At 58.9% G+C, this 26199-nt stretch carries 21 protein-coding genes; 13 read left to right on the forward strand and 8 right to left on the reverse strand.

What is annotated here, in order from left to right; translation table 11 throughout:
• Window positions 1–2: 2 nt before the first annotated feature.
• Window positions 3–1130 carry a tRNA 2-thiouridine(34) synthase MnmA gene (gene mnmA / locus QSJ80_RS12590; protein ID WP_285764818.1) on the reverse strand — a complete coding sequence of 376 codons (1128 nt, stop codon included), beginning with the start codon at window positions 1128–1130 and terminating at the stop codon, window positions 3–5.
• A gap of 156 nt (window positions 1131–1286) precedes the next feature.
• Window positions 1287–1892, reverse strand: coding sequence for a pseudouridine synthase (locus QSJ80_RS12595; protein WP_285764819.1), 606 nt, complete (start codon window positions 1890–1892; stop codon window positions 1287–1289).
• A 310-nt stretch (window positions 1893–2202) separates the two neighbouring features.
• On the opposite strand from QSJ80_RS12595, the gene icd reads away from it, so the two are divergent.
• Entirely contained in the window at window positions 2203–3459 is a 1257-nt protein-coding gene (gene icd / locus QSJ80_RS12600; RefSeq protein ID WP_285764820.1) for an NADP-dependent isocitrate dehydrogenase, read from the forward strand.
• A gap of 97 nt (window positions 3460–3556) precedes the next feature.
• On the opposite strand, the gene cspD is transcribed toward icd, so the two are convergent.
• Window positions 3557–3832, reverse strand: a complete 276-nt coding sequence (cspD, locus tag QSJ80_RS12605) for a cold shock domain-containing protein CspD (RefSeq protein WP_285764821.1) — start codon at window positions 3830–3832, stop codon at window positions 3557–3559.
• Window positions 3833–4212: 380 nt separating this feature from the next.
• Between cspD and clpS the strand changes: the two genes are divergently transcribed.
• Both clpS and clpA read left to right on the forward strand, forming a co-directional pair.
• The gene (gene clpS, locus QSJ80_RS12610) at window positions 4213–4560 is read left to right on the forward strand and encodes an ATP-dependent Clp protease adapter ClpS (protein ID WP_285764936.1); all 348 of its coding nucleotides are present in this window, start codon (window positions 4213–4215) and stop codon (window positions 4558–4560) included.
• Window positions 4561–4598: 38 nt separating this feature from the next.
• Entirely contained in the window at window positions 4599–6875 is a 2277-nt protein-coding gene (gene clpA / locus QSJ80_RS12615; protein ID WP_285764822.1) for an ATP-dependent Clp protease ATP-binding subunit ClpA, read from the forward strand.
• 94 nt (window positions 6876–6969) lie between these two features.
• Here the strand turns inward: clpA and infA are convergent, their stop codons facing one another.
• The 4 genes from infA to trxB all read right to left on the reverse strand — a co-directional run bounded on the left by infA (window position 6970) and on the right by trxB (window position 9749).
• Window positions 6970–7188, reverse strand: coding sequence for a translation initiation factor IF-1 (infA, locus tag QSJ80_RS12620; protein ID WP_285764823.1), 219 nt, complete (start codon window positions 7186–7188; stop codon window positions 6970–6972).
• 160 nt (window positions 7189–7348) lie between these two features.
• Window positions 7349–8071, reverse strand: a complete 723-nt coding sequence (locus QSJ80_RS12625) for an arginyltransferase (protein WP_285764824.1) — start codon at window positions 8069–8071, stop codon at window positions 7349–7351.
• Complete coding sequence (aat, locus tag QSJ80_RS12630) at window positions 8064–8765, reverse strand: leucyl/phenylalanyl-tRNA--protein transferase (protein ID WP_285764825.1); 702 nt, start codon at window positions 8763–8765, stop codon at window positions 8064–8066. The genes QSJ80_RS12625 and aat overlap by 8 nt, the downstream gene beginning before the upstream one ends.
• 30 nt (window positions 8766–8795) lie before the next feature.
• Window positions 8796–9749, reverse strand: a complete 954-nt coding sequence (gene trxB, locus QSJ80_RS12635; protein WP_285764826.1) for a thioredoxin-disulfide reductase — start codon at window positions 9747–9749, stop codon at window positions 8796–8798.
• A gap of 333 nt (window positions 9750–10082) precedes the next feature.
• Between trxB and QSJ80_RS12640 the strand changes: the two genes are divergently transcribed.
• The 8 genes from QSJ80_RS12640 to QSJ80_RS12675 all read left to right on the forward strand — a co-directional run bounded on the left by QSJ80_RS12640 (window position 10083) and on the right by QSJ80_RS12675 (window position 20075).
• Window positions 10083–12410: a DNA translocase FtsK gene (locus tag QSJ80_RS12640; protein ID WP_434219182.1), complete on the forward strand. Its 2328-nt coding sequence runs from the start codon at window positions 10083–10085 to the stop codon at window positions 12408–12410.
• A 120-nt stretch (window positions 12411–12530) separates the two neighbouring features.
• Window positions 12531–14492, forward strand: a complete 1962-nt coding sequence (locus tag QSJ80_RS12645; protein WP_285764827.1) for an acyltransferase family protein — start codon at window positions 12531–12533, stop codon at window positions 14490–14492.
• A 113-nt stretch (window positions 14493–14605) separates the two neighbouring features.
• Window positions 14606–15223, forward strand: coding sequence for an outer membrane lipoprotein periplasmic chaperone LolA (gene lolA / locus QSJ80_RS12650; protein ID WP_285764828.1), 618 nt, complete (start codon window positions 14606–14608; stop codon window positions 15221–15223).
• A complete protein-coding gene (locus QSJ80_RS12655) occupies window positions 15223–16566 on the forward strand; it encodes a replication-associated recombination protein A (RefSeq protein WP_285764829.1) in 1344 nt (447 codons plus the stop codon). The genes lolA and QSJ80_RS12655 overlap by 1 nt, the downstream gene beginning before the upstream one ends.
• A 3-nt stretch (window positions 16567–16569) precedes the next feature.
• Complete coding sequence (crcB, locus tag QSJ80_RS12660; RefSeq protein ID WP_285764830.1) at window positions 16570–16944, forward strand: fluoride efflux transporter CrcB; 375 nt, start codon at window positions 16570–16572, stop codon at window positions 16942–16944.
• 18 nt (window positions 16945–16962) lie between these two features.
• Window positions 16963–18240, forward strand: a complete 1278-nt coding sequence (serS, locus tag QSJ80_RS12665) for a serine--tRNA ligase (protein ID WP_285764831.1) — start codon at window positions 16963–16965, stop codon at window positions 18238–18240.
• 82 nt (window positions 18241–18322) lie between these two features.
• Entirely contained in the window at window positions 18323–19714 is a 1392-nt protein-coding gene (gene cysG, locus QSJ80_RS12670) for a siroheme synthase CysG (RefSeq protein ID WP_285764832.1), read from the forward strand.
• Window positions 19715–19808: 94 nt separating this feature from the next.
• A complete protein-coding gene (locus tag QSJ80_RS12675; RefSeq protein WP_285764833.1) occupies window positions 19809–20075 on the forward strand; it encodes a hypothetical protein in 267 nt (88 codons plus the stop codon).
• 56 nt (window positions 20076–20131) lie between these two features.
• Here the strand turns inward: QSJ80_RS12675 and QSJ80_RS12680 are convergent, their stop codons facing one another.
• Window positions 20132–22501 (reverse strand): penicillin acylase family protein, encoded by a 2370-nt coding sequence (locus QSJ80_RS12680; RefSeq protein WP_285764834.1) that lies wholly within the window; start codon window positions 22499–22501, stop codon window positions 20132–20134.
• Between the two features lie 309 nt (window positions 22502–22810).
• On the opposite strand from QSJ80_RS12680, the gene QSJ80_RS12685 reads away from it, so the two are divergent.
• Both QSJ80_RS12685 and QSJ80_RS12690 read left to right on the forward strand, forming a co-directional pair.
• Entirely contained in the window at window positions 22811–25435 is a 2625-nt protein-coding gene (locus QSJ80_RS12685; RefSeq protein ID WP_285764835.1) for a TonB-dependent receptor, read from the forward strand.
• A gap of 176 nt (window positions 25436–25611) precedes the next feature.
• Window positions 25612–26199 carry a DUF411 domain-containing protein gene (locus QSJ80_RS12690; RefSeq protein ID WP_285764836.1) on the forward strand — a complete coding sequence of 196 codons (588 nt, stop codon included), beginning with the start codon at window positions 25612–25614 and terminating at the stop codon, window positions 26197–26199.

Below are 26199 nucleotides of genomic sequence, written 5' to 3' on the forward strand. Positions count from 1 at the left end.
CCTCAGTAGTTGGAAGTGTCTACGGTGCCGGTTCCGGTCGCTTCTTCGATCACGGCGCCGCCGAGGCATACTTCGCCGTCATAAAAGACAATCGATTGACCGGGTGTTATGGCGCGCTGGGGCGTATCGAATTCGATCGCCAGGCGACCCTTGTCGCCGACAAAAATCCGGCAGGCCTGATCTTCCTGGCGGTAGCGTGTCTTCGCCTTGCAGGTGAGCTCCGCGGCCGTCGGTGCGCCGTTGATCCAGTGTGCCTGGGTTGCGATCAGGCCTGTGCTGTAAAGCAGTGGATGGTGCTTGCCCTGGCCAACCAGCAATACGTTGCGCTCGAGGTCCTTGCCGACCACAAACCAGGGGGCGTTGTCGCTGCCTTTGACGCCGCCGATGTGCAAACCCTGGCGCTGGCCGATGGTGTGGTACATCAGGCCCTGATGGTGACCCATTTTTTCGCCTTCCGGGGTCTCCATGTGACCCGGCTGCGCGGGCAGGTATTGCTCAAGAAAGTCCTTGAAGCGGCGCTCACCAATAAAGCAGATGCCAGTGCTGTCTTTCTTGTTGTGGGTGATGAGGTCGTGCTCCTCGGCGATCCTGCGGACTTCCGGCTTCTCCAGCTCGCCTACAGGGAACAACGAGCGCGCAAATTCCCGCTCGCCAACGGCATGCAGGAAGTAGCTCTGGTCCTTGTTGTTGTCGAGTCCCTTCAGCAGGTAGGTATGCCCATCCTTATCAAGGCGGCGAGTGTAATGACCTGTCGCGATATAGTCTGCCCCGAGTATCTGGGCATATTCCAGAAAGACCTTGAACTTGATTTCCCGGTTGCAGAGGATGTCCGGGTTTGGCGTGCGTCCTGCACGATACTCGGACAGAAAGTACTCGAATACATTGTCCCAGTATTCCGCCGCAAAATTCACGGTATTCAGCTTGATGCCGAGCTTGTCGCAGACTGCCTGCGCGTCAGCGAGGTCTTCCTTGGCGGTACAGTATTCGGTGCCGTCATCTTCATCCCAGTTCTTCATGAACAGGCCCTCCACCTCGTAACCCTGCTGCATCAACAGGAGAGCGGAGACGGAGGAATCGACGCCGCCGGACATGCCGACGATAACGCGAGCCGATTTGGAAGCTGGATTCATCAGGATCGGATACCGGTGTTTGTTCAGGGTTCTGGATCAAGTCGCTTCGGGTGCCTTGGACCGTATCGGTGCCCGAAGCGCCAAAAAGGGGGCGTAATTCTACCCGTGTTGTTCGGGAAGGCCAATATTTCCCAATTTTGCCGTGAATCCTGAACCTTAGCGCCGCTGGCGGTGCTTCCGTACTGGTTTCTGCCGCGCGCTGGTGGGCAGGTGCACGGTTTCCTCACGGTATTCCCCGGGCTGAAGTGACCCAAGGGTCCAGTGGCCAATCCCGGCCCGTACCAGACGCAGGGTAGGGTGGCCCACCGCCGCTGTCATCCGCCGGACCTGGCGATTGCGACCTTCCGTAATAGTGAGCTCAATCCAGCAGGTGGGTGTGTCACGGCGCTCGCGGATCGGCGGCTTGCGCGGCCAGATGGCAGGTGGCGCCATTTCTGCGGCCTTCGCTGGCGCGGTGGGGCCGTCTTTCAGGAGAACGCCCTGGCGAAGCTGGCGAAGGGCGGCCTCGTCAGGCAGGCCTTCCACCTGCACCCAGTAAGTTTTTGGCAGTTTGTTGCGAGGATTGCTGATGCGCTGTTGTAGCTGGCCGTCATCGGTCAGGATCAGCAGGCCTTCAGAGTCGTAGTCAAGGCGCCCGGCCGCATAGTACCCGGGCCGACTGATGAACTCGGCCAGGGTGCGCCGGGCGCTGCCATCGGCGCGCTCATCAGTGAACTGGCTGAGAACGTTGTAAGGCTTGTTGAACAGCAGGACCTTGCTCATTGATGATATTGATTCCGGACTATTTGGCCACAATTCTGTAAGCCAGCTACAAAAAAAAGTGGGTTCTGCTATAATCGCGCCGATTTTTTGGGCCAGTGATCCCTCTTTCGGTAGTAAACGTTCAAATCCTGGGGATTTCGACGCAGATATGTACTGTCAGTGTTCTGGCAGCGCTACTGACTGACCGGGGGTTCTCTTATTTATGCCAGCCCGCAATCATTACACTGTGCTGCAGCCGCGTAAGCTGAATGCAGCGGAATTGTACAGATTGTGTGGCTGAAACCAATTCGGAGTATGGAGTTTCACCAATATGGGTTACCAGCATATCCAGGTGCCGGCTGACGGCGAAAAGATTACGGTCAACGCGGACAATTCCCTGAATGTCCCGAACCGCCCGATCATCCCTTTCATCGAGGGTGACGGCATCGGCGTTGATATTACCCCGGTCATGCGCAAGGTGACCGATGCGGCCATCGAGAAAGCGTACGGTGGAGACAAGTCCATCGCGTGGATGGAAGTCTACTGCGGCGAGAAGGCTGCTGAAACCTACGCTGGCGACTGGTTCCCGGCTGAAACCCTGGAAGCCGTACGTGAATACGTTGTCGGCATCAAGGGCCCGCTGACCACGCCTGTGGGTGGCGGTTTCCGTTCCCTGAACGTTGCCCTGCGCCAGGAAATGGACCTGTACGTGTGCCAGCGCCCGGTGCGCTGGTTCCAGGGCGTGCCTTCTCCGGTTAAAGAGCCGAACAAGGTAGACATGGTGATCTTCCGTGAAAACTCCGAAGACATTTACGCGGGTATCGAGTGGAAAGCTGGTACCGATGAGGCGAACAAGGTCATCAAGTTCCTGAAGGAAGAAATGGATGTTAAGAAGATCCGCTTCCCGGAGAACTGCGGTATCGGCATCAAGCCGGTTTCCGAAGAAGGCACCAAGCGTCTGGTTCGCCAGGCGATCCAGTACGCTGTTGACCAGGACCGCGACTCCGTAACGCTGGTTCACAAGGGCAACATCATGAAGTTCACCGAAGGTTCCTTCTGTGACTGGGGCTATGAACTGGCTCGTGACGAGTTTGGTGCGCAGCCGCTGGACGGCGGCCCGTGGCACTCCTTCAAGAACCCGAAGACCGGCAAGGAAATCGTGGTCAAGGACGTTATCGCCGATGCGATGCTGCAGCAGATCATCCTGCGCCCGGCAGAGTACAGCGTAATCGCCACCCTGAACCTGAACGGTGACTACCTGTCTGACGCACTGGCCGCACAGGTTGGTGGTATCGGTATCGCGCCGGGTGCAAACCTGTCTGACGCCGTTGCCCTGTTCGAGGCGACCCACGGTACTGCACCGAAGTACGCTGGCCAGGACAAGGTAAACCCAGGCTCCCTGATCCTGTCTGCGGAGATGATGCTGCGCCACCTGGGTTGGAACGAAGCGGCAGACATGGTTGTTAAGGGCGTGGAAGGTGCAATCAGCGCCAAGACCGTCACTTACGACTTCGAGCGCCTGATGGATGATGCAGAGCTGAAGTCCTGCTCTGCATTCGGTGAGGAAGTCATCAAGCACATGGGCTGATGACGGCGCGCCGGTTTCCCGGCGCACTTGCCAGCTTCCGGGCAATTCCGGAAACAGAAAACCCCGGTCTTACCGGGGTTTTTTATGCCTGCTGGAATTAGCCCAGCGCTTCCTCGGCCGGTTCCGCCGATTCTGTCTTTTCAGTGGCAGGCGCCTTGGCCTGGACGGCGGTCACGGGGCCGATATTGGTCGCGTGGAGGCCCTTGTCGCCCTTGATAACGTCAAACGTTACCTGCTGGCCGGCCTTGAGTGTGCGGTAGCCATCCATAAGGATGGAGGAGTAGTGCGCGAAGAGGTCTTCGCCACCCTCGTCGGAGAGGATAAAACCGTACCCCTTGGCATTGTTGAACCACTTGACGGTGCCTGTTGGCATGACGAAATCCCTCTATTGCCAAGACGTGCCCGGGTCACAATCAGGTTGGACGGGCCCGCCCTTATTACAAACTTTATTAATGTAATTCGTTTTTATTACTATTTTTTAGCCAAGATCCCTATCGGCATGTCCTCTTGTATCGAAACGCGAAATATAAGTCAAGCCGACGCCAGGCGACCTAAAATGGGGCGGCCCGCCATAACCGGTGAGTCTCAGATAACCGGGATTGCTCGTTGTTTTGAGAGGATCACAGCAAGTAACATTGGCGATGAAGGTGTAATGCAATTTGCACGGTAACGGTTATGCTGTTGCTGTTGCCGAAATAAAATGGGAAATAATTCGGGCTAATGAAGAAATTTGGTGAATTCTCGGCTATTCGTATGCAGTCCGGTGACGATGACCCGCTGCTGCCATTCGGTGACGGCGAAACGGCCGTACAGGAAGCGAAGCCCCAACTCAAGCGTCCGCCCATGTACAAGGTGGTGATGCTCAACGACGACTACACGCCGATGGATTTTGTCGTCGAAGTACTGGAGTTGTTTTTTTCGATTGGGCGCGAGCGTGCTACTCAGATCATGTTGCGTGTACACACCAAAGGGAAAGCGGTGTGTGGTGTCTATACTCGAGATATAGCGGAAACAAAGGCCGCCCAGGTCAACCAGTATGCTCGCGATAATCAACATCCGCTGCTTTGCGAGATTGAGGCTGACGAGGGTGAAGAAGATTAGCAAATACTTGTTTGCGGTGGGGTGCGAGGTTGTAGCAAATGCTTAGTAAGGATCTGGAAGTTACGCTGAACTTGGCATTTAAGGGAGCCCGCGCCAAGCGTCATGAATTTATGACGGTCGAGCACCTGTTGCTCGCACTGTTGGACAACGAATCTGCAGCGGAAGTTCTGCGTGCGTGTGGTGCTGACCTGAGTACCCTGCGCCGTGAATTGCTCGAGTTTGTCGATTCCACCACCCCCCTGATTCCGGAAGCTGATGCCGAGCGCGAAACCCAGCCGACCCTGGGGTTCCAGCGCGTGCTGCAGCGCGCCGTTTTTCACGTGCAGTCCTCCGGCAAGAAAGAGGTTACCGGTGCAAATGTGCTGGTCGCTATTTTCTGTGAGCAGGAAAGCCAAGCCGTCTATTACCTGAAGCAGCAGAGCGTTGCGCGTATCGATGTGGTGAATTACATCACCCATGGTATTTCACGGGTGAGTTCCGGCAACAATCATGGCAACGTGGACCCTGCGCCGGAACACAATGTCGACGAAGATCTCAACACCGGTAATGAATCCGGCGGCAGCGATCCGCTGGAAGCCTACGCGACCAATCTAAACCAGGAAGCAATTCTGGGTCGTATCGACCCGCTGGTGGGGCGCGCGCCTGAAGTAGAGCGCGTTACCCAGGTGCTGGCGCGCCGCCGCAAGAACAACCCGTTACTTGTGGGCGAGTCCGGTGTCGGTAAGACCGCCATCGCCGAGGGCCTAGCGCGCCGCATTGTCGATGAGGAAGTGCCGGAGCCGCTGCTCGATGCAATCATCTATTCGCTGGACCTAGGCTCCCTGCTGGCGGGTACCAAGTACCGCGGTGATTTCGAGAAGCGCTTCAAGGCGCTGCTTGCGGAGCTGAAGAAACGCCAGCACGCCGTTCTGTTTATCGATGAAATTCATACCATCATTGGCGCAGGTGCCGCTTCCGGTGGTGTGATGGATGCGTCCAACCTGCTGAAGCCCTTGCTGAGCAGCGGTGAACTGCGCTGTATCGGGTCGACCACGTTTCAGGAATACCGTGGGATTTTCGAGAAGGACAGGGCGCTTTCTCGCCGTTTCCAGAAAATCGATGTGAACGAGCCTTCGGTGGATGAGACCTACGAGATCCTCAAGGGTCTGAAAACCTGTTTCGAGGATCACCACAAGGTGCAGTTTACGGATGCGGCACTGCTCGCAGCCGCCCAGTTGGCCAATCGCCATATCACCGAGCGGTTCCTGCCAGACAAGGCGATCGACGTGATTGATGAGGCGGGTGCGTTCCAGGTGCTGTTGCCGGAAGCAGACCGGACCGACATCATCGGCGTGACCCACATTGAAAATGTGGTTGCCAAGATGGCCCGGATTCCGGCAAAGAGCGTGTCCGCGTCTGACAAAAAGCAGCTGGCGGACCTCGACAAAAATCTGAAGATGCTGGTTTTCGGGCAGGACGAAGCCATCGGTGCACTGTCCACGGCTATCAAGCTGAGCCGTGCGGGCCTCGGTTCGGAAGAAAAACCGATCGGATCCTTCCTGTTCTCCGGCCCTACCGGTGTCGGCAAGACCGAACTCTGCCGACAGCTGGCAGAAGTGATGGGTATCGAGCTGATTCGCTTCGATATGTCCGAATACATGGAGCGCCACACGGTTTCCCGCCTGATTGGCGCGCCACCGGGATATGTGGGTTTCGACCAGGGCGGCCTGCTGACGGATGCGGTTACCAAGCACCCGCACAGTGTGGTGCTGCTCGATGAGATCGAGAAGGCCCACCCGGAAGTCTTCAACCTGCTCCTGCAGGTGATGGATCACGGCACCCTGACGGACAACAACGGGCGCAAGGCCGATTTCCGCAATGTCATCCTGATCATGACCACCAACGCCGGTGCTGAAGTCATGAGCCGCCGTTCAATTGGCTTTACCCATCAGGATCACACCAGCGATGGGATGGAAGAGATCAAGAAACTGTTTACCCCGGAATTCAGGAATCGCCTGGACAGCATTATCCAGTTCGGTGCGCTGGATATGGACACCGTTAAGACTGTGGTGGACAAGTTCCTGGTCGAGTTGCAGGCGCAACTGGACGATCGCGGTGTTGTTCTACATGTGTCCGAGGAGGCACGGGTCTGGCTGGCAGAGAACGGTTACGACGAGCGAATGGGCGCGCGCCCGATGGCTCGCCTGATCAAGGAAAAACTGAAGAAGCCCCTGGCCGAAATGGTGCTCTTTGGCGATATGGCAGCCGAGGGTGGGCATGTGCATGTCACAATCGAGGATGGGGAGCTCAAGCTCGGCGCCGCAGTCCCGGCCTGACACCTACCATCCGGCACGTAAAAGAAAAGGCCGCCCGATTATTCGGGCGGCCTTTTTTGCGTTTCATGCAAGGAGCCTGATGACAGGCTTGCCTTTAGCGGGCGCGATAGGTGATGCGGCCCTTGGACAGGTCGTAAGGTGTCATTTCAACCTTGACCTTGTCGCCAGTCAGGATGCGGATGTAGTTCTTGCGCATCTTTCCTGAAATGTGGGCGGTGATGACGTGGCCGTTTTCCAGCTTTACGCGAAAAGTGGTATTCGGCAGGGTGTCGATGACCTCACCTTCCATTTCAATCTGATCGTCTTTTGCCATGCGGCATAAACCTCGGTATTGCTTTAATCCTGTTAGTGCGCTTCACCAGCCGCCTACATCCGGGCTGTGAGCTTGTTCGGCACCTGAAATTGTATACCGCGGTACCGACGGGCGTGCATTTTGCCCGAAAAAGCGCTTCAGGCCAATAGCCACGGGGATATTAGGGGATATGTTGGCGCCATTCCATGTCGCGGAAGAGTTCGAGCGGCTGGAACTGCTGTTTATAGGCCATTTTGCGGCACTCCTCGATCCAGTAACCCAGGTAGACCGCGGGCAGGCCCAGCTCCCGCGCCCACTCGACCTGGTAAAGTATGGAGAAGGTACCGAGACTGCGTCGAACTTCGAGCGGGTCGTAGAACGTATACACGGCCGACAGGCCAGCCGGGGTGATATCGGTAACTGCCACGCAGACCAGGCGCCCGTCCTTTCGGAACTCGACAAACGCAGCTGTCCCCCAGCCGCTGGTTGCGAGGAAGTTATCAAACTGCTCGCGTGAGGGCGGGTACATCTCCCCGTCCTTGTGGCGACCCTCAATATATCGCGCATACAGGCCGTAGTGTTCATCCGTGACGATATCGTCGAGCACCGTTGGTACCAGGTCGCGGTTGCGCTTGAGGGTCTTGCGCTGTTGCCGGCTCGGCTGGAACCTGCCCACAGGAATGCGCGATGGCACGCAGGCGGAGCAGTCCGCACAATGCGGGCGATACAGGTATTCACCGCTGCGCCGAAAGCCCAGGGTGGTGAGATGGCCGTAGGTGCGCGCTTCGATATCGAACGATGGATCGACAAACACGGTCGTGGACTCGCGACCATCGAGGTAGCCGCAAGGGTGGGGGAGGGTTGCCAGCAACCTGATCGAGTCGAGCGGGGAAATTTTACTCATAGTGCCATTCCAGCTGCCAGGGCTGGGGAAACGACGGCTCCGGCAAATGCTCTCTGAGTAGCGCTTCAAATTCCGACCTGCGAATCTCGCACGCGCCGAGGCTCAGCAGGTGATCGTTTGTCACCTGGCAGTCAATCAGGTGGTATTCCCATAATTTTAGCTGCTCCACCAGATGCACAAAGGCTACTTTGGACGCGTCGGTCATACGGTGAAACATCGACTCGCCGAAGAACACACGCCCGATGGCCAGTCCGTAAATGCCGCCAACCAGCGCCCCCTGGTGCCAGCATTCCACCGAATGGGCGACCCCCATCTCGTGCAACCGGTTATAGGCAGTGCGCATATCCGGCGTGATCCAGGTTTCGCTCTCATAGCTGCGCGGCTCCTGGCATGCGGCCATGACCGCATCAAATGCCCGGTCGAACGTGACGGTAAACAGGCCCTTGCGGAGGACTTTGCGCAAACTGCGTCGGATCCTGAAATCTTGCGGGATAACAACACAGCGTGGATCGGGAGACCACCACAGGATTGGCTGGCCGTCACAATACCAGGGAAAAATGCCACGTTTGTAGGCGTTGATCAGGCGAGTCGGGGAGAGGTCACCACCGACGGCCAGCAGGCCGTTGGGGTCGTCCAGCGCATGCTCGGATGGGGGGAAATAGGCCGGGTCATCGGGATCGAGCAGCTCAAGCATCGGCGATACCCGTGTCCCGGCCTAAAGGCGTTACTCGCCTTCTGCGTCGAGGAAACGCTCGGCGTCCAGTGCTGCCATACAGCCAGAGCCCGCAGAGGTAACTGCCTGGCGGTAGATGTGGTCGCCCACGTCACCTGCGGCAAATACGCCCGGCACCGAAGTGGCGGTTGCATTACCTTCAATGCCGCTCTTGACGATGATGTAGCCACCGTTCATTTCCAGCTGTCCTTCAAAGATATCGGTGTTCGGCTTGTGGCCGATGGCAATGAATACGCCGGAGACGTCCAGTTCACGGGTGCTCTCATCCTTGGTGCTGCGCACGCGCACACCGGTCACGCCAGCTTCGTCACCGAGTACCTCGTCCAGGGTGGCGTTCCAGCAAAGCTTGATATTGCCGTTTTCTGCCTTGTCGAGCAGGCGCTGCTGCAGGATCTTTTCCGCACGCAACTCCTCGCGGCGATGGATCAGGGTCACTTCGCTACAGATATTGGACAGGTAAAGCGCTTCTTCCACGGCAGTGTTACCGCCGCCTACTACAGCCACCTTCTGGTCGCGGTAGAAGAAGCCATCGCAGGTTGCGCAGGCTGAAACCCCGCGACCCTGGAAAGCCTCCTCGGAAGCCAGTCCGAGGTATTGCGCGGATGCACCGGTGCAGATAATCAGAGCATCACAAGTGTAGGTTTCGTTCCCTTTCAGGGTGAAGGGACGCTGCTTGAGATCCACCTCATGGATGTGATCGAAAATGACATTGGTATCGAAGCGCTCGGCATGTTGCTGCATCTGTACCATCAGGTCCGGACCCTGCAGGTCGGCAACGCCACCTGGCCAGTTTTCCACCTCGGTGGTGGTGGTCAGCTGGCCACCCTGCTGCATACCGGTGATGACCACCGGGTTCAGGTTGGCGCGCGCTGCGTAGATGGCGGCGGTATATCCGGCGGGGCCGGAACCGAGAATAATCAGGCGGTGATGGTTCGCGTTGCTCATTTAGACCTCGATACCTAAAACTCTTGTGAAACCCGGAACATAATCCGGCGCTACAGATCGAAATTAGGGCGGTATGATAGGGGATGCGTGGATATCCACCAAATAGTTTCCCTTTATCGTCCTGTTTGCCGGCTGCTATGGCGGCCGGGCGCATTGTGGGGCCCCGCTTTCCGGGGTTGTCTAGTTTTTGACCTCGTAGTCCGCATGAGGAAAGACTGGTAAGCTGCTGATTCGGCGCGGAAAAGACAGTTAAAGTGGATTCTGCGCAGGGCACAGAGGCTGCGCCGCCAGCCATTTCGAGCCCTGGATTCAAGAATAACAATGGGGTGCCGCGTGAAGGCCGAAGATACCGCAGGGACAACTGAAGCCCGTACAACCGTCAATCGCATAGCGACGGAAGGCAGCCTGATCGCGCTGATTGCCGGTGCAGTCCTGCTTGGCATCAGTCTCGGCAGTTACTCCGCGGCCGATCCCGGCTGGTCTCATACCGGCACCGGCGCTGAGGTGATGAATGCCGTCGGTCCGATGGGGGCCTGGTTGGCTGATGTCTGCCTGTCGTTGTTCGGCTGGATGGCGTACTTTTTCCCCGCCCTCATCATCATGCGCGCGGCAAGCCTCCTGCGTGCGCAGGTGTCCGGCTTCAACGGCCTGATGTTCTCAATTCGCGTGAGCGGTCTGGTGCTGCTGATGACCGCTGGCGCCGGGCTTAGCACCCTCTGCTTTGCAGAAGCCGCCGCGCCACTGCCTTTCTCCAATGGCGGGATTCTCGGGGCCGCGGTTGCGACCGCGCTCGAAACCAATATGGGCTATGTCGGCGGCACTGTGATATTGCTGGCCGGTGTACTGATCGGCATCACTGTGTTTACCGGCCTGTCCTGGCTGCGCCTCATGGACCGGATCGGCGCACTGACCCTGGCCCTCGCTGGCTGGGTAGCCAGTCGAATCCGGCGCGCGCGCCAGCGCCGCCAGGAGCGCCAGGTTGCTGAGAGTGCGCGTATCGAACGTACCGTGGTGGTTGAGAAGGAGAAGAAGCGGGTCGCCGAGCGCAAGCCGCCAACCATCAAGCCTGTCGCCCCCAAACCGAAAATCAGCCCGCGCGCGGCACGGGAAAAACAGAAAGAACTGTTTGCGCCGCCCGCCGAGGTGACGGGCACTCTGCCGCCCATCGCACTGTTGGACGAGCCGGATGCCAACCAGAAAGCCGGTTTTTCGCGCGAGTCGCTGGAGGCGTTGTCGCGCCTGCTCGAACTGAAGCTCAAGGACTTTGGCGTAATCGCCGAAGTGGTTTCCGTGCTGCCTGGCCCTGTGGTTACGCGTTTTGAAATCCAGCCGGCGGCGGGGGTCAAAGTCAGCCGAATTACCAACCTGGCCAAGGACCTGGCACGTTCACTCGCCGTGATCAGCGTGCGGGTGGTGGAGGTCATCCCCGGCAAGTCCGTTGTGGGGATCGAGATCCCGAATGAAAACCGCCAGATGGTGAGGCTGTCCGAAGTCCTCTCCGCAGAAGCTTTCGATCGCGCCGCCTCGCCGCTGACATTGGCGCTGGGGCACGATATCTCCGGTCAGCCGGTGGTGGCAGATCTTGCCAAGATGCCGCACCTGCTGGTGGCGGGGACCACAGGCTCTGGTAAATCTGTCGGTATCAATGTGATGCTGCTGAGCCTGCTCTACAAGTCCACGCCGGAAGAGGTTCGACTGATCCTGGTGGACCCGAAAATGCTGGAGCTTTCGGTCTACGAGGGTATCCCGCACCTGCTGACCCCGGTCATCACCGATATGAACGATGCCGCCAACGGCCTGCGCTGGTGCGTGGGGGAAATGGAGCGGCGCTACAAGCTGATGGCGGCGATGGGTGTGCGCAACCTCGCCGGCTTCAACCGCAAGGTGAAGGACGCGGCCTCGAAAGGCGAGCACCTCAAGGACCCGATCTGGCAACCCAATGTGGACCTGCTGGAGCCGGAAACCGAAGAAGACCGCCCGGAGCTGCAACCGTTACCCGCCATTGTGGTGGTGATCGACGAATTTGCCGACATGATGATGATTGTCGGCAAGAAAGTGGAGCAGCTGATTGCGCGGATCGCGCAGAAGGCTCGTGCGGCGGGTATCCACCTGATTCTCGCCACCCAGCGCCCGTCCGTGGATGTCATCACCGGCCTGATCAAGGCCAATGTGCCGACCCGAATCGGTTTCCAGGTGTCGTCCAAGGTGGACTCGCGCACCATCCTCGACCAGGGCGGGGCAGAGCAGCTGCTCGGCCACGGCGACATGCTCTACCTGCCCCCGGGAACGGCGGTACCGGTGCGGGTCCATGGCGCCTTTGTTGATGACCACGAAGTCCACAAGGTTGTGGCGGACTGGCAGGTCCGGGCCAAGCCAGATTACATCGATGGCATCATCGACGATTCGAACAATTCCATTCCGGTTCCGGGCATCCAGTCCGAGGGCGGCGAAGGGGATGACCCCGAGGGCGACGCCCTGTATGACGAGGCCGTGACATTCGTGACCAAGACCCGCAAGGCCTCCATTTCCTCCGTGCAGCGTAAACTGCGCATCGGCTATAACCGCGCAGCCCGCATGATTGAGGCGATGGAGTCGGCGGGCGTCGTCTCTGAGCCGGGCATCAACGGCAACCGGGAGGTACTGGCACCGCCGCCGGCCTGACCCGCACGCTCAGGCCGCCTGTAACGCAAGGGCGGAGGTGGACCGGCGGACTCCCGGTGAAAGCGGCCCTGCAAAATGATAGGATTCGCGCCAAATCAACTGGCGTTTAGATAATCGATTATGCAGGCGTATCGCAGGGATATTGAGGGGCTGAGAGCAATCGCAGTCCTGCTGGTGGTGTTTTACCATCTGGGCTTTCCCGGGATATCCGGGGGCTTTGTCGGGGTCGATGTCTTCTTTGTCATCTCCGGTTTTGTCATCACGCGCCTGCTGGATCGCAGTATCAGCAACGGTACCTTCACGTTTTCTGATTTCTACGGGCGGCGGGTCAAGCGGCTGGTCCCGGTTTTCCTGCTGGTTTCCTTTGCCAGTTTCCTGATGATCTCGCCGTTCTATATGGACGACGACTACTACATCTTTGCCAAGAGCTGGGTTTATTCCCTGTTCGGGCTGAGCAATTTCTACTACTACGCGGAACTGAGCCGCTATTTTGCCCCGGATACCCAGGCCATCACGCTCCTGCACACCTGGTCGCTGGCGGTCGAGGAGCAGTTTTACCTGCTCTGGCCGGCGCTGATGCTTGCGCTGTATCGATGGGTGCCGCGGGCACGCCAGGTCAGCTGCCTCGTTGTCGGCTGGCTGGTGCTGTTCGCACTTTCCGTTCACCTAGCCGAGCAAAATCCGTCCGCAGCCTACTACCTGCTGCCGGCGCGGGCGTTCGAGCTGCTGCTCGGTGCCGGTTTGGCGCTTTCAATGGCGCGCGGGCGCCTGCCGGCGGTATCGCCTCGGGCAGGGCAGTGGCTGGTCGCCGCAGGACTGGTGTTGATCGGCGTATCGGCGTTTTCCCTGACCAGTGCGGATCACTTCCCGGGCTACAATGCGCTCTGGCCAACGCTCGGTACCGCGCTCGCAATTTTTGGTGGCCAATCGGCCAGTACTACCCATCTCGGCAGGCTACTCGGCAGCCGGCCCATGGTGTTCCTCGGCGGCATTTCTTATTCACTCTATCTGTGGCACTGGCCGCCTGTCGCGCTGCTGAACTATCAGCTCGTGGAACTGACGCTGATACAGAAGCTGCTCCTCGTCGCCGTGCTGATCGGCCTGTCCTGGGCCAGCTACCACTTGGTGGAGAACCGGTTCCGTTACCGCAGCTGGAGCCTGCGCCGGTCTGTGGTGTGGCTACTCGCGATTCCGTTCGTCTTTATCTGGTCAGTCCAGACGACCATCCGCGTTGCCGACGACCTGAGTTTCCGGATACCGGAGGCAAAGCGCGAGCTGTATGCGGCGATTTCCCAGAGCAATGCCGGCGCGCTGTTCAAGCCGTGTTTTCGCGGGGATTTCTATGCCTTTGAGCGCGGTGACGCCTGTCGCTTTGGCGTGGCGCGGCAGGGTGTACCGGAAAACAGTGTGCTGATCGGTGACTCCCATGCCACTGCGGCAATGGGTTTTGTGGACCAGCTGCTGGAAGATGCGGACCTGTCCCTGTTGTTGGTTACGCAGGCATCAACACCGTTTATCACGGAAGACGACACCCGGCGCGCCTACCCGGGCAATGAGGAGAAGCGCCTGCGCAACCTGGCGTTGATGGAATACCTCTCCGGCCCACCGAAGACTGTGTTCGTGGGCGCCTGGTGGAACTCCTATCTGCGCAACCCGGCATTTGAAGGCTATTTCCACAATGCGATTGCATGGCTCCTTTCCAAAGGGCACAGGGTCATTGTGCTTGAGGCCATCCCCGAGTTACCCACTGCGTCTTTCGCACATTGCGTACTTAAGGGAAAAAGTGATTGTTCTCTGCCGGTCAACGGGGTTAAATCTGCGGTCGAACCGTTCAGTCAGTTCAAGCAGCGGACAGCCGCCAGGTTCCCGCAGCTCGAGTGGCTGAGCCCCGCACTGGCCATGTGCGACAGCGACCGCTGCCAGACGGTGCTGAACGGCGTCCCGCTCTACCGCGATGACAGCCACCTCAATCATCGCGGCGCGATGGAACTCGGGCGAGCGTTTGTCGCCCAATATGGCAACCCGCTGGTGCCGGTAAGCGCTGCAGTTCAGGGGACCAGCGGGGATACGGCAGGCGAATAACAGGCTTAAGGAAAGATGATGGCCTTGCGGCCAGAGGGCAGGTCGTTCAGCGCCGCTTCAGCCTGGCTGGACCAGACTGGGCACGGTAAAAGGAAAACGCAAGAGGGAACAGTATGTCGTATTCAAGCCGCGTAATTGCAATCCTGGCGCTCTTACTGCCTTTCAGTCTGCCGGTGGTCGCCAAGGATGCGGTCTCAGAACTCAGTGCGCTGCTGGGGCCACTGGCCAGCCTCGAGGGTAGTTTCCGGCAGCAGATCTTTGACGAGTCCGGCGAAGAGCTGCAGTCCAGCAATGGCAAGTTCCATGTGCAGCGGCCCGGCAGAATACGCTGGGAGAGCAATGAGCCGTTTCCGCAGTTGCTGGTGACCAATAACAGCACCATCTGGCTGTACGACCCGGATCTGGAGCAGGTAACGGTTCGCAAGACGGACCGGGGCTTGCATGAAACGCCGGCACTGTTGCTGGGTGGCAATCCGGCGGAAATTGCCAGCGCGTTCCACGTTGGCAAGGCTGGCAAGCGTTTCCAGCTGAGTCCGAAGAAATCCGGTTCTCCCTTCCGTTTTCTCGAAATCGAGTTTGACAAGAAGGGCCTGCCAAAGAATATGTCCGTGCGCGACTCCATGGGGCAGACCACGAAGATCCGCTTCAGCCGGGTAAAGGCGAACCCCTCCCTCAATGCCGGCCTGTTTCAGTTTACACCGCCGCCCGGTACAGACATCATCAAAGAATAATGCCTGACCTGTTTGAGCCAAAGCCACGCTATCAACCGCTTGCGGCCCGTATGCGCCCGACCACACTGGCCGACTATGTCGGCCAGTCGCATTTGGTAGGGCCCGGAAAACCCCTGCGGGAAGCGGTCGAGCGCGGCCAGCTGCACTCCATGGTGCTATGGGGCCCGCCCGGGGTGGGCAAAACCACCTTCGCCCGGCTTCTGGCTGAGGAGTGCGACGCGCGCTTTGCGACGCTTTCCGCAGTACTTTCCGGGGTCAAAGACATTCGCCAGGCGATCGCCGAAGCACAGCAGCACCAGGCGCAGACCGGTCGCAGCAGCATCCTGTTCGTGGATGAAGTGCACCGGTTCAACAAGTCGCAACAGGATGCCTTTCTGCCATTTGTGGAAGACGGCACCATCACCTTTATCGGTGCCACTACCGAGAATCCGGCATTCGAACTGAATAATGCATTGCTGTCGCGCTGCCGGGTTTATGTGCTGCGCAAGATCGAGTCCGGGGCGCTGGTCAATCTGCTGCAGCGTGCAGTGCAGCAGGATCAGTCACTGAAAGATGCGAACATCTCCGTCACCGAGGAAACGCTGGAGCGCATAGCGAATGCGGCAGACGGTGATGCCCGCACAGCACTGAACTTGTTGGAGATCGCTTCGGATCTCGCGCCTGCGTCAGGCGACAAGCGTGTCATTGACGAGGCCGTACTCTCCGAAGTGATGCAGGCGGATGTGCGGCGCTTCGACAAGGGTGGAGATTATTTTTACGACCAGATATCCGCCATGCACAAGGCGGTCAGGGGCTCCAGTCCGGATGGTGCCCTGTACTGGTTTGCGCGCATGCTCGATGGCGGCTGTGATCCGCTCTACATCGCTCGTCGTGTGGTACGCATGGCCACGGAGGACATCGGCAATGCAGACCCGCGCGCATTGCAGCTGGCTCTGAATGCCTGGGAGTGCCAGGAGCGCCTGGGCAGCCCGGAGGGTGAACTGGCTATTGCGCAGGCGCTGGCATACATCGCCGTCGCTCCCAAGAGCAATGCCGTCTACTCAGCCTACAAAAGTCTGCGGGCGGATGTGGCCAGCATGCCCGGTTATGATGTGCCGGAGCACCTGCGCAATGCGCCCACCAAGCTGGCGAAGTCCCTCGGTCACGGTGCCGAGTACCGCTATGCGCACGATGAACCGGAAGCCTACGCCGCGGGCGAATGCTACCTGCCAGAAGAGATTGCCGGGCAACGCTGGTACGAGCCTGTGCCGCGGGGCCTGGAGATCAAGATCCGCGAGAAGCTGGCGCACCTGGCGGAGCTGGATGCTGCGAGTACCCAGCGGCGCTACGAGGATGAGGGGTAGGGTATGCAGCTGCTTGCAATCGCATTGGGTGGTGCGCTGGGAGCCCTGTTACGACACGCCGTTACGGTCTGGTCCTATGGCGTGTGGGGGGCCAAGTTCCCGCTTGGCACCCTGCTGGTTAATACTGTCGGGTCATTTTTTATAGGGCTGTGCTATGTCCTGATTGTCGAAAAGGGACTGCTCCCGCAGGAACTGCGGTTGATACTAATGACCGGCTTTTTTGGCGCCCTGACAACTTTCTCCACCTATTCCCTAGAAACCCTGCTTCTGTGGCACAATGGCCAACCTTATCTGGCCTTGGCCTACCTGATACTGACCCTGATACTTTGCCTGGCGGCCACTGGTCTGGCGCTATGGCTGGGGTTCAAATATTTCTAACGTTGTAAAGAGACTGACATGCTCGATCCCAAGCTCATCCGCAACCAACTGGACGACGTTGCAGAAGCCTTGAAGAAACGCGGTGTTACCCTTGATACCGCACGCCTGCACGCCCTGGAAGAACGCCGCAAGGAGATTCAGATCCGTACTGAAACCCTGCAGAGCGAACGCAACAGCAAGTCGAAGAATATCGGTAAGGCCAAGGCAGCCGGCCAGGATATCGCGCCGCTGCTGAAGGAGGTCGAAAACCTTGGCAGTGAGCTCTCCGCCGCCTCTGCGGAGCTGCACAACCTGCAGGCGGAGCTTGAGGACATATTGTTCGGCATCCCGAACCTGCCCGCGGATGACGTACCGGAAGGTGCGGATGAGGATGACAACGTCGAGGTGCGCAAGTGGGGCGAGCCGCGCAGTTTTGATTTTGAGGTCAAGGACCATGTCGACCTCGGCGCATCCCTCGGCGGACTGGATTTTGATACCGCCAGCAAAATTACCGGTTCCCGTTTTGCAGTGATGAGTGGCGGCGTCGCGCGCCTGCACCGTGCGCTGTCACAGTTCATGCTGGACGTGCATACGCTGGAACACGGCTATACCGAGATCAACGTGCCGGTCATCGTCAACAAGGATTCCCTGTTCGGTACCTCGCAGCTGCCGAAATTCGAGGACGATCTGTTCAAGCTGACAGATGAGCGCGGTTTCTACCTGATACCGACTGCTGAAGTACCGGTTACCAACCTGTACCGCAATGAAATTGTGGAAGACGCGGAGAGCCTGCCGCACAAGTTTGCCGGCCACACCTGCTGCTTCCGTTCCGAGGCGGGCTCCCACGGTCGCGATACCCGCGGCATGATTCGCCAGCACCAGTTCGAGAAGGTCGAGCTGGTCTGGTTTGCGCGGCCGGATCAATCCGGGGAGGCGCTGGATACGCTCACCGGACACGCTGAGAAGATCCTGGAGAAGCTCGGCCTGCCGTATCGCACAGTCGTACTGTGCGGTGGCGATATGGGCTTTGGTGCACGCAAGACTTACGATATCGAAGTGTGGATTCCGTCCCAGGATAAATATCGTGAGATTTCTTCCTGCTCGCTGATGGGCGATTTCCAGGCTCGCCGGATGAAAGCGCGTTTCCGCAACGCGGAAAGCGGCAAACCGGAGCTGCTGCACACCCTGAATGGTTCCGGACTTGCGGTTGGTCGCACGCTGATCGCTGTGCTGGAAAACTACCAGCAGGCGGATGGCAGCATTCTGGTGCCGGAAGTCCTGCGTAATTATATGGGCGGTATTGAGCGGATCGCCTGAACCGCCCAAAGAAGAATACCCCTGAGCAGGCCGGGACACGCAGCGCCCGGCCGCCTCTCTCCTTGTACGGCAGGAAGCCTGAATGCGTTATCTCCCCATTGCCTTTGATGTTGCCGGCAGGAAGTGCCTGATTGTCGGTGGTGGCTCGACGGCCCTGCGCAAGGCTCGGCTGCTGCAGAAAGCCTCGGCCGCGATCCACGTGGTCGCCCCGGAAGTTAAGACCGAACTCGCGGATATCGCAGCATCCTCCGGGGGTGGCGTTGCAGTGCGCACGTATCGCAGCGCAGACCTCGCAGACTCAACCCTGGTCATTGCAGCTACGGCAGATACCGCGCTGAATGAGCAGGTGGCTGTAGAAGCCAAACGTGCCGGCACTCCCGTCAATGTGGTTGACCAACCCGCACTCTGTACCTTTACCTTTCCTTCGATGGTAGAGCGCGGGCCGCTGGCCGTTGGTATCAGTAGCGGTGGCAGTGCGCCGGTGTTGGCGCGCAAGATCCGCGCAGAACTGGAGACACAGCTATCACCATCGCTCGGGGAGCTGGCCGAGCTATGCGACCGTTACCGCCCCGAAGTAAAAGCCCGCTTGCCGGAAAACGCGCGCCGCGCATTCTGGGAAGCCGTGATCCATGGCGAGGTCGCGGCGCTGGTGGAGCGCGGCGATTCAGTCGCTGCCAGCGCGCAACTGGAACGCATGCTTGAGCAGGCGGCATCCGGTGCGCCCAACCCTGGCGAGGTATACCTTGTAGGCGCGGGACCCGGCGACCCGGACCTGTTGACGTTCCGTGCGCTGCGGTTGATGCAGCAGGCAGATGTGGTGCTCTATGATCGGCTCGTGTCCGATCAAGTCATGGAGCTTGTGCGACGCGACGCGGACCGAATCTACGTGGGCAAGAAAAAAGCCTTTCACGCTGTGCCGCAGGACGACATCAACCAGTTGCTTGTGGACCTGGCGAAAGAGGGCAAGCGGGTACTCCGGCTCAAGGGCGGCGATCCGTTTATCTTCGGCCGTGGCGGCGAGGAAATCGACAAGCTGGCGCAGGCCGGCATCCCGTTCCAGGTTGTGCCCGGCATCACTGCAGCAGCCGGCTGTGCCAGCTACGCCGGCATTCCCCTGACACATCGCGACCACGCGCAATCAGTACGTTTTATCACGGGGCACCTGAAGGAAGGTGAGCTGGCACTGCCATGGGTAGAGCTGGCGAGTCCCGGTCAGACCCTGGTGTTCTATATGGGCCTGACTGGTCTCGAAATTATCTGCGGCCAGCTGATTGAGCACGGTATGCCGGCGCATACCCCGATTGCAGTTATCGAAAAGGGCACCACACGACAGCAGCGGGTGGTCATAGGGACGCTCGCGGACATGCCCCGGCGGGTAGTCGAAGAAGAGGTTTCCGCGCCAGCCCTGACTATTATCGGTGGCGTGGTACGCCTCCACGATACTCTCAACTGGTATTCGCCGGCCCTGGACTGAAGCCGCCCCTGTACCACTGACATGCGCTCAACAGGGGTGAGCGCGCTCGCCTTACTATAATTGCCTCTACGGCCGTTGCTTGGTGGAGGTGAGGATGTTTTTGGCGCTTATCCGGTTTTACGTCTCGGCACTGCCGTGTTTTTTTCGCCCGTTGGCAGGCGAGATTGTCCTACCCGATGACACCGACCCCCACCTGCGTCGCTATGGCGCCATCTACCGTACGCGCCGGCGCTGGGTTGGCCAGATCTGGCTCTTTGCCGCCATTCCGCTCCTGATGATCCCCGTGTTGCCGTTGCTGGTGGCCGCGTTGCTGGGGCTGACATTCCTTAGTCTCACTATCCTGGACGAGAGCGGGCAATAGCCCCTGACATACAGAAAGGGCGCCCGCAGGCGCCCTGTATCCAAATACTGAGTGACTTATCGTTCCGGTTTGAACACCAGTGTGTATGTCGCCTCCTGCTCCTTCAGCGGCGATGGCTTGCCCGCCGCCCAGTCTTCATGACCATTGCCAAAAAACGGTGACAGCGGGTTGGCGCTCTGGCCGGTAGCCATGTGGAAGATGGCACTGTCTTCGCGCCCGGGTGAAACCACCATGCGCTGCGAGGCTCCGTGTTTCGGGGACTGGAAGCGAGGCATGTGGCTGTCGCCCGGGAGCGGGTCGGCAGGCATTGCTGTGAGCCAGTTGACCGGTGCAATTACCCGGCCGAGCGGGTGCTGGATCTGGGCAGTGTTCTGGACGCCCCAGGTACCCTGGGCCAGGGATCCATCCCTGGTGCGGATCTTGTCCAGGGCCTTGTCGAGTGCGGCCAGCTGCAGGGTTTCCCAGCTTTCGAAATCCGGATTGAGCAGGTGTGCCGGGCGCTGGGTGATCAGGTCCCAGACCGGGTACTCCATCTGCCGTTTCACTGAGCCGAACTCGAAGTCCGGAAGCTGCTTGCGCATATAGGTGACCACCGGTGCGGTGGCCATTTCGATCACCTCCAGGCGGAAGTTGCGCACAATACGGTAACCTGCGGAATCGCTCGATGCGCGGCTACCCCAGTTGGCAACCAGCTCGCGCGCCTCTGCGTAATTGTCACTCGATTGCGCATCCAGGAGCGACAACAGGTGCGCCTGCCAGCGCTGCAGGAACACAGCCCGGTCATCCAGCTGGATATCCAGCAGGCCCTGTTCATCAAAGCGCTCGCGCGCGAACAGGCCATCCCGGATTTGCTGCTGGCGCGCACCCAGTGCGTAACCGTGATCGCCCATCTTCCGCAGGAACTCGCCATCCATGGTCCGCGCATTGGCTGTCCAAATGCGGTGCGAGGGTGGGTTGTAGACGCGTGGCTGCTCGGATACATCGAGGTAACCGTCCCAGTACTTGTCTCCGTCCGCCCAGGATGTGCTGCGTGCACCGTCGAAACCGGCGCGTTTGGGGATGGCTCCGCCTACTGTCCAGCCGATGTTGCCGTTGGCATCACCGACAACGAGGTTCTGGTGAGGGATGCCGAGCGTCGGCCCCAAATCCAGTGCTTCGCGGGTGCTTGAGACCTTTTCAAGGTTCAGCAGGTTGAGGTTTGCCCCGCGGCTGTCGTGCGCAACCCAGCGAAGCGCCAGCAGTTCACCGCGATGGTTCTCAGCAACCACCGGACCCCAGATGGTCTTTTTCACCGTGAGGGTCTCGGCATCCTGGCCCTTGACGGCAAGCTGCTCCTGTTCGAGTTCAAAAGGCCGGAAGCCGTCTGGTGTGCGGTATGTTTTGCCGTCGTCGCTCACCTCGAGCACAACCAGGTCTCCCCAGTCACCCATGGTGTTGGTGAAACCCCAGGCCACTTTACTGTTGGACCCAACCACCATGATCGGGCCGCCGGGCAGGGTGGCACCGCGCATTTCATTGGTGGTTCCGGGCACTGTCCAGCCGGCGCGATACCAGATGTTCGGTACGTTCAGCTCCAGGTGCATGTCGTCTGCGAGAATGGCGCCGCCGTGGTCGGTTAAGGCGCCGCCGACAACCCAGTTATTGCTCCCGTAGACCTTGTCGTCGTTACCAAACGGTATATAGGCAATGTCATCACCATCCTGCAGCAGCGCGGCAATCGGCGTGTCGGGCAGCGGCGCACCGGTGCGGGCATCACCGATCAGCGGTGCATCCCAGCGACCGCCCTCACGAAAGAAAAACTGGTACAGATCTGTCGGCAACAGGTCCTCCAGCGCGGTATCGCGGAATTCATAGCTGGCCGTGGGGCTCTGCAGTGCCAGATACATACTGAAAATGGCCAGGCTGCTGTCCGCTTCGGTCCAGGGCGCTGGATCCTGTCCGAGCAGGGTGTACTCCCATGGCGCGCTGTCGAGGTCCGTCAGCCCCTGATTCACACCCTTCACGTAAGACTTGAGGATCTTGCGCTGTATCGCCGGCATGGCGTCCAGATTGCGCTCCGCCCGCGCACGGAACTGGTGAACCCGAATCTTGCGGTCGTGGGGCAGGGCGGCGGCGCCGACCAGCGCCGAAAGCTCCCCGGCCGAATTGCGGCGCAACAGGTCCATCTGGAAGAAGCGTTCCTGTGCGTGCAGGTATCCCAGGGCGAACGCACTGCTGTTGCGGTCTTCAGACTCAATGAAAGCGATACCCTGCGCATCGCGGGTAACTGTTGCCTCTGCCGGAATATCGGCGCTGGTAATTTCCCCGTTCAGTTGGGGCAGGGAGCCGTGCAGGATGCTGTAGCCAGTGATCCCGACCAGCAAGAGGGCAGAAATAGTCACGAGGAGCAGGTAGGCCGGAAGCCGGCGTTTTTTCAGGACGGGCATGGACGGGTTCCTTTATTGTCGGCGATGCCTTCTAATACGGTTTGCGCAGTGAGGATATCAACTGGAGTACCATTAAGTTGGTTAATTCGGGACGGCGCTCTGGTCCTTTATTAACCGGCTAAATAGAGTTTTGCGCCAGTAGACCTGACTAATGTGACAATGCGCATTTTATTATGACCACAGGGTGGCCAAAGGTCACCGTCTGTGCTTTTATTCGTACCAAATTGCGAATACTATGCCGCCATCCGGCGTAACCTAAAACAACATAAATACGCAGTGATATAACAACAAATACGCGAGGAAGCGATGATGCAAGACGCCAAGTTTGCCGGCGTGAGCCGCAACTTTTCCAAGACCACACTCTCCATGGCCATTGGCTTCGCCACCGCCATCAGTGGATCCGCCTACGCCGCAGAAATCGAAGAAGTGGTGGTAACCGCCCAGAAACGTGCGGAAAACCTGCAGGAAGTACCGATCGCTATTTCCGCCTTCACCGGTGAAGGCATTCAGGATATGGGCGCTCAGAACCTCACCGACCTGGGTAAATTCACCCCGGGCGTTGAGATGAACAATGACACTCCGCTGCAGCCGACCTACAGCATCCGTGGTATTGAGACCGGTGACTTCACCGTTGGTTCCGACCCGGCTGTTGCTGTTTACGTTGACGGCGTATACGCCGGTCGTGGCGCAGGTGCAGAAGTACCGCTGGCTGACCTCGAGCGTGTTGAAATCCTGAAGGGCCCGCAGGGCACCCTGTTTGGCCGTAACGCTACCGGTGGCGCGATCCACCTGATCAGCAAAAAGCCGCAGGACGAGAATTCTTTTGAGTCCACAGTTTCCGTTGGTAACTATGGCCGTGTTAACACCGACATCATCGCCAACTCCGCGCTGACTGATAACGCTTTCCTGCGCCTGAGCGCCAGCACCAAGAAGCGTGACAGCTGGGCTGACAATGTTGCGAACGATTTCACCGTTGGTAACCACGACACCCAGACCTACCGTGCAAGCCTGCTGTTCGAACCGACCCAGGACACCGAAGTTCTTTGGCGTGCCTATTACGGCGTAATGGACCAGGGCAGCGCGCTGCGCAGCGTAGTGGTTCCTGAACTCCAGGCCATCGACGGCTCCGATCCGATGGGCGACTACGCACTGGACAGCCCGACTGTAGAAGATCGTGACAGCTTCGGCACCTCCCTGAGCGTAACGCACGACTTCGAGAACGTGACCTTCACCTCCATCACGTCCTTCAGCAAGTTTGACGCTGTGCTGGAGCAGGATGAAGACGGTACCGCAAACCCGGACTACTACTTCTGGTCTTCCAATACTGACGAGCAGGAGCAGTTCTCCCAGGAATTCCGCCTGAATGGTGCGACCGATTCCCTCAAGTGGACCCTCGGCGCTTCTTACTCCCAGGAAGAGCTGGAACACACCACTTTTGCCGAGTTTACTTCCGGCTCCCTGGAATCCTTCGCAGTTTACGAAGGTATCAAGGCTGCAACCGCTGGCATGGGTCTGACCCAGTCCCAGCAGGAGTCCATGGCCGTTCAGCAGCGTGAGCTGATGAAGATGGCAGGCCTCGAAGGTGCCGCGATCTCCACCTTTGTTTACGACCTGCTGGCGAGCTCCGGCATCCTGGATGCAGCGATCAACCCGACTCTGGCTGCCAATGGCCTGGGCATGCTGACCGCATCCGGCAACCTGAGCCGCGACGACATGATTGCCGTACTGATGCAGGGCATCCAGCCGTGGGTCCAGTCTGACGCCAAGTGGAAAGAAGACGTATTCAACGCGGGCGACTACCGCTCTACCGCTGTGTACGGTGACTTCACCTGGTCTGTAACCGAGGCCATGGATATCACCTTCGGTGCGCGTTACACCTACGACGAAAAAGACTTCAGCGTTGTTACCGCCTACCAGAACGCACTGCCGCTGATGGGCATGGGCAACGTTGGCCTGACCGGCAACGTCACCCTGGCTGATGGTTCCGTGGTTCCTGTTTCCGCTCTGGTTGCAGGTGGCATGCTGCCGCCGGCTATCCCGATGGGCCTGAACACCCAGCTGCCGATGGGCCTGGCGTTCTTCAATAATGGCAACCCGTCCCTGAACTCTGACGCCGATGGCGGCATCAGTGACAGCTGGGAAGACCTGTCCGGTCGTCTGGTTGTTGACTACCGTTGGAACGATGACGTAATGACTTACGCATCTGTTTCCACTGGCTTCAAGGCAGGCGGTTTCAACTCCCTGAACTTTGGTCCGGGTGTTGACCAGTCCTTCGACCAGGAAAACGTCACCAACTACGAAGCCGGTATCAAGTCCAGCCTGTTTGACAACAGTGTTCGCCTGAACGCGTCTGTGTACTTCTACGAGTACGAGAACCTGCAGACCCTGGACCTGGTTGGTACCCCGATCCCGAGCTACAACCTGCGTAACGGTGATGCCGAAGGCCTGGGTGGTGAAATCGAAATGCAGTGGGCTGTAACCGATAACTTCTTCGTTGCCGGTAACTACTCCTACCTGGACACCGAGTTCACCCGTTACCAGATCATCGAAGCGATCGGTGAAACCGAAGCTGACTCCAAGGTTGGTCAGCCGCGTGTAGGTACGCCGGAGCACAAGTTCAACATCATGGGTGAATACACCGTTGACCTGGCTTCTGGCGATATGCTGAAACTGCGTGCGGATTACAACTGGACTGACGAGCGTGTTGGCTCCATCACTGACGCTGCGCGTATCATCGAGGACTACCAGCTGCTGAACCTGCGTGCTGGCTGGACTTCCGCGAGCGATCGCTACTCTGCTTCCCTGTGGGTACAGAACGCGACCGACGAGGAAATCTACGGTGGCATCGGCGGCACAGGCGCTGCAATCGGTTCCTCCCCGGCATGGCGCTACATGCCACGCACCTACGGTGCAGACTTCACTGTTCGCTTCTAAGCAAGCAGCCTGAAGAAGAAAAAGGTCGGCCTGGTGCCGGCCTTTTTTTTGCGCCGCGAAAATGTATCAGGCGGCAACTGGCGCCAGAATTAGTGCGCCAGCACCCGGAGGCCGGGGCAGGGCGCGCACCCTTGCGTTATGCTGCGGAGATCATTGAAAGCTTTCAGGTTTACCAGATGACCAGACTCTTTCCCGGGCTCCTCTTGCTACTGACCACTCTCTTTGTCGCACCTGCTTTTGCGCAGGACGAAGTTGAGGGCCCTGGCCGGAGTGGTGCGACTGCCACGCAGGGTGAGGGCGTCGGCGAGGGCATGGAGAAGAACGAGGGCGAGGAAAAGAGGGCGGAGCAGCGCACCTTTCCGCAAGACGAGAAAATCCTGGTCTACAAGGGACTTTTCTGCGGGTGCTGTGGAGGCTGGATTGATCACCTGGAAAAGCAGGGTCTGGACGCAGAGGGAAAAAGCACACGAAAGCTTGCGCAAATCAAAGGCCAGCACCTGATTCCGAATGGCTACCAGAGCTGCCACACCGGTGTGTCACGAGAGGGGTTTGTATTTGAGGGGCATGTGCCGCCGAGAATGGTGCGCGAATTTCTCGCGAATCCACCCCAAGACGCGAAGGGCCTGATTGTTCCGGGCATGCCAATCGGCAGCGCCGGCATGGAGCGGGGAGAGAAGTTTGATCCTTACCGGGTCTTCATCCTCAAGAACGACGGCAGTATCCGCACCTACGAAAAAATAGAGACTTACCAGCAGCAATTCTGA

The sequence above is a fragment of the Biformimicrobium ophioploci genome (assembly GCF_030270605.1).
Taxonomy (GTDB): Bacteria; Pseudomonadota; Gammaproteobacteria; order Pseudomonadales; family Cellvibrionaceae; genus Biformimicrobium; species Biformimicrobium ophioploci.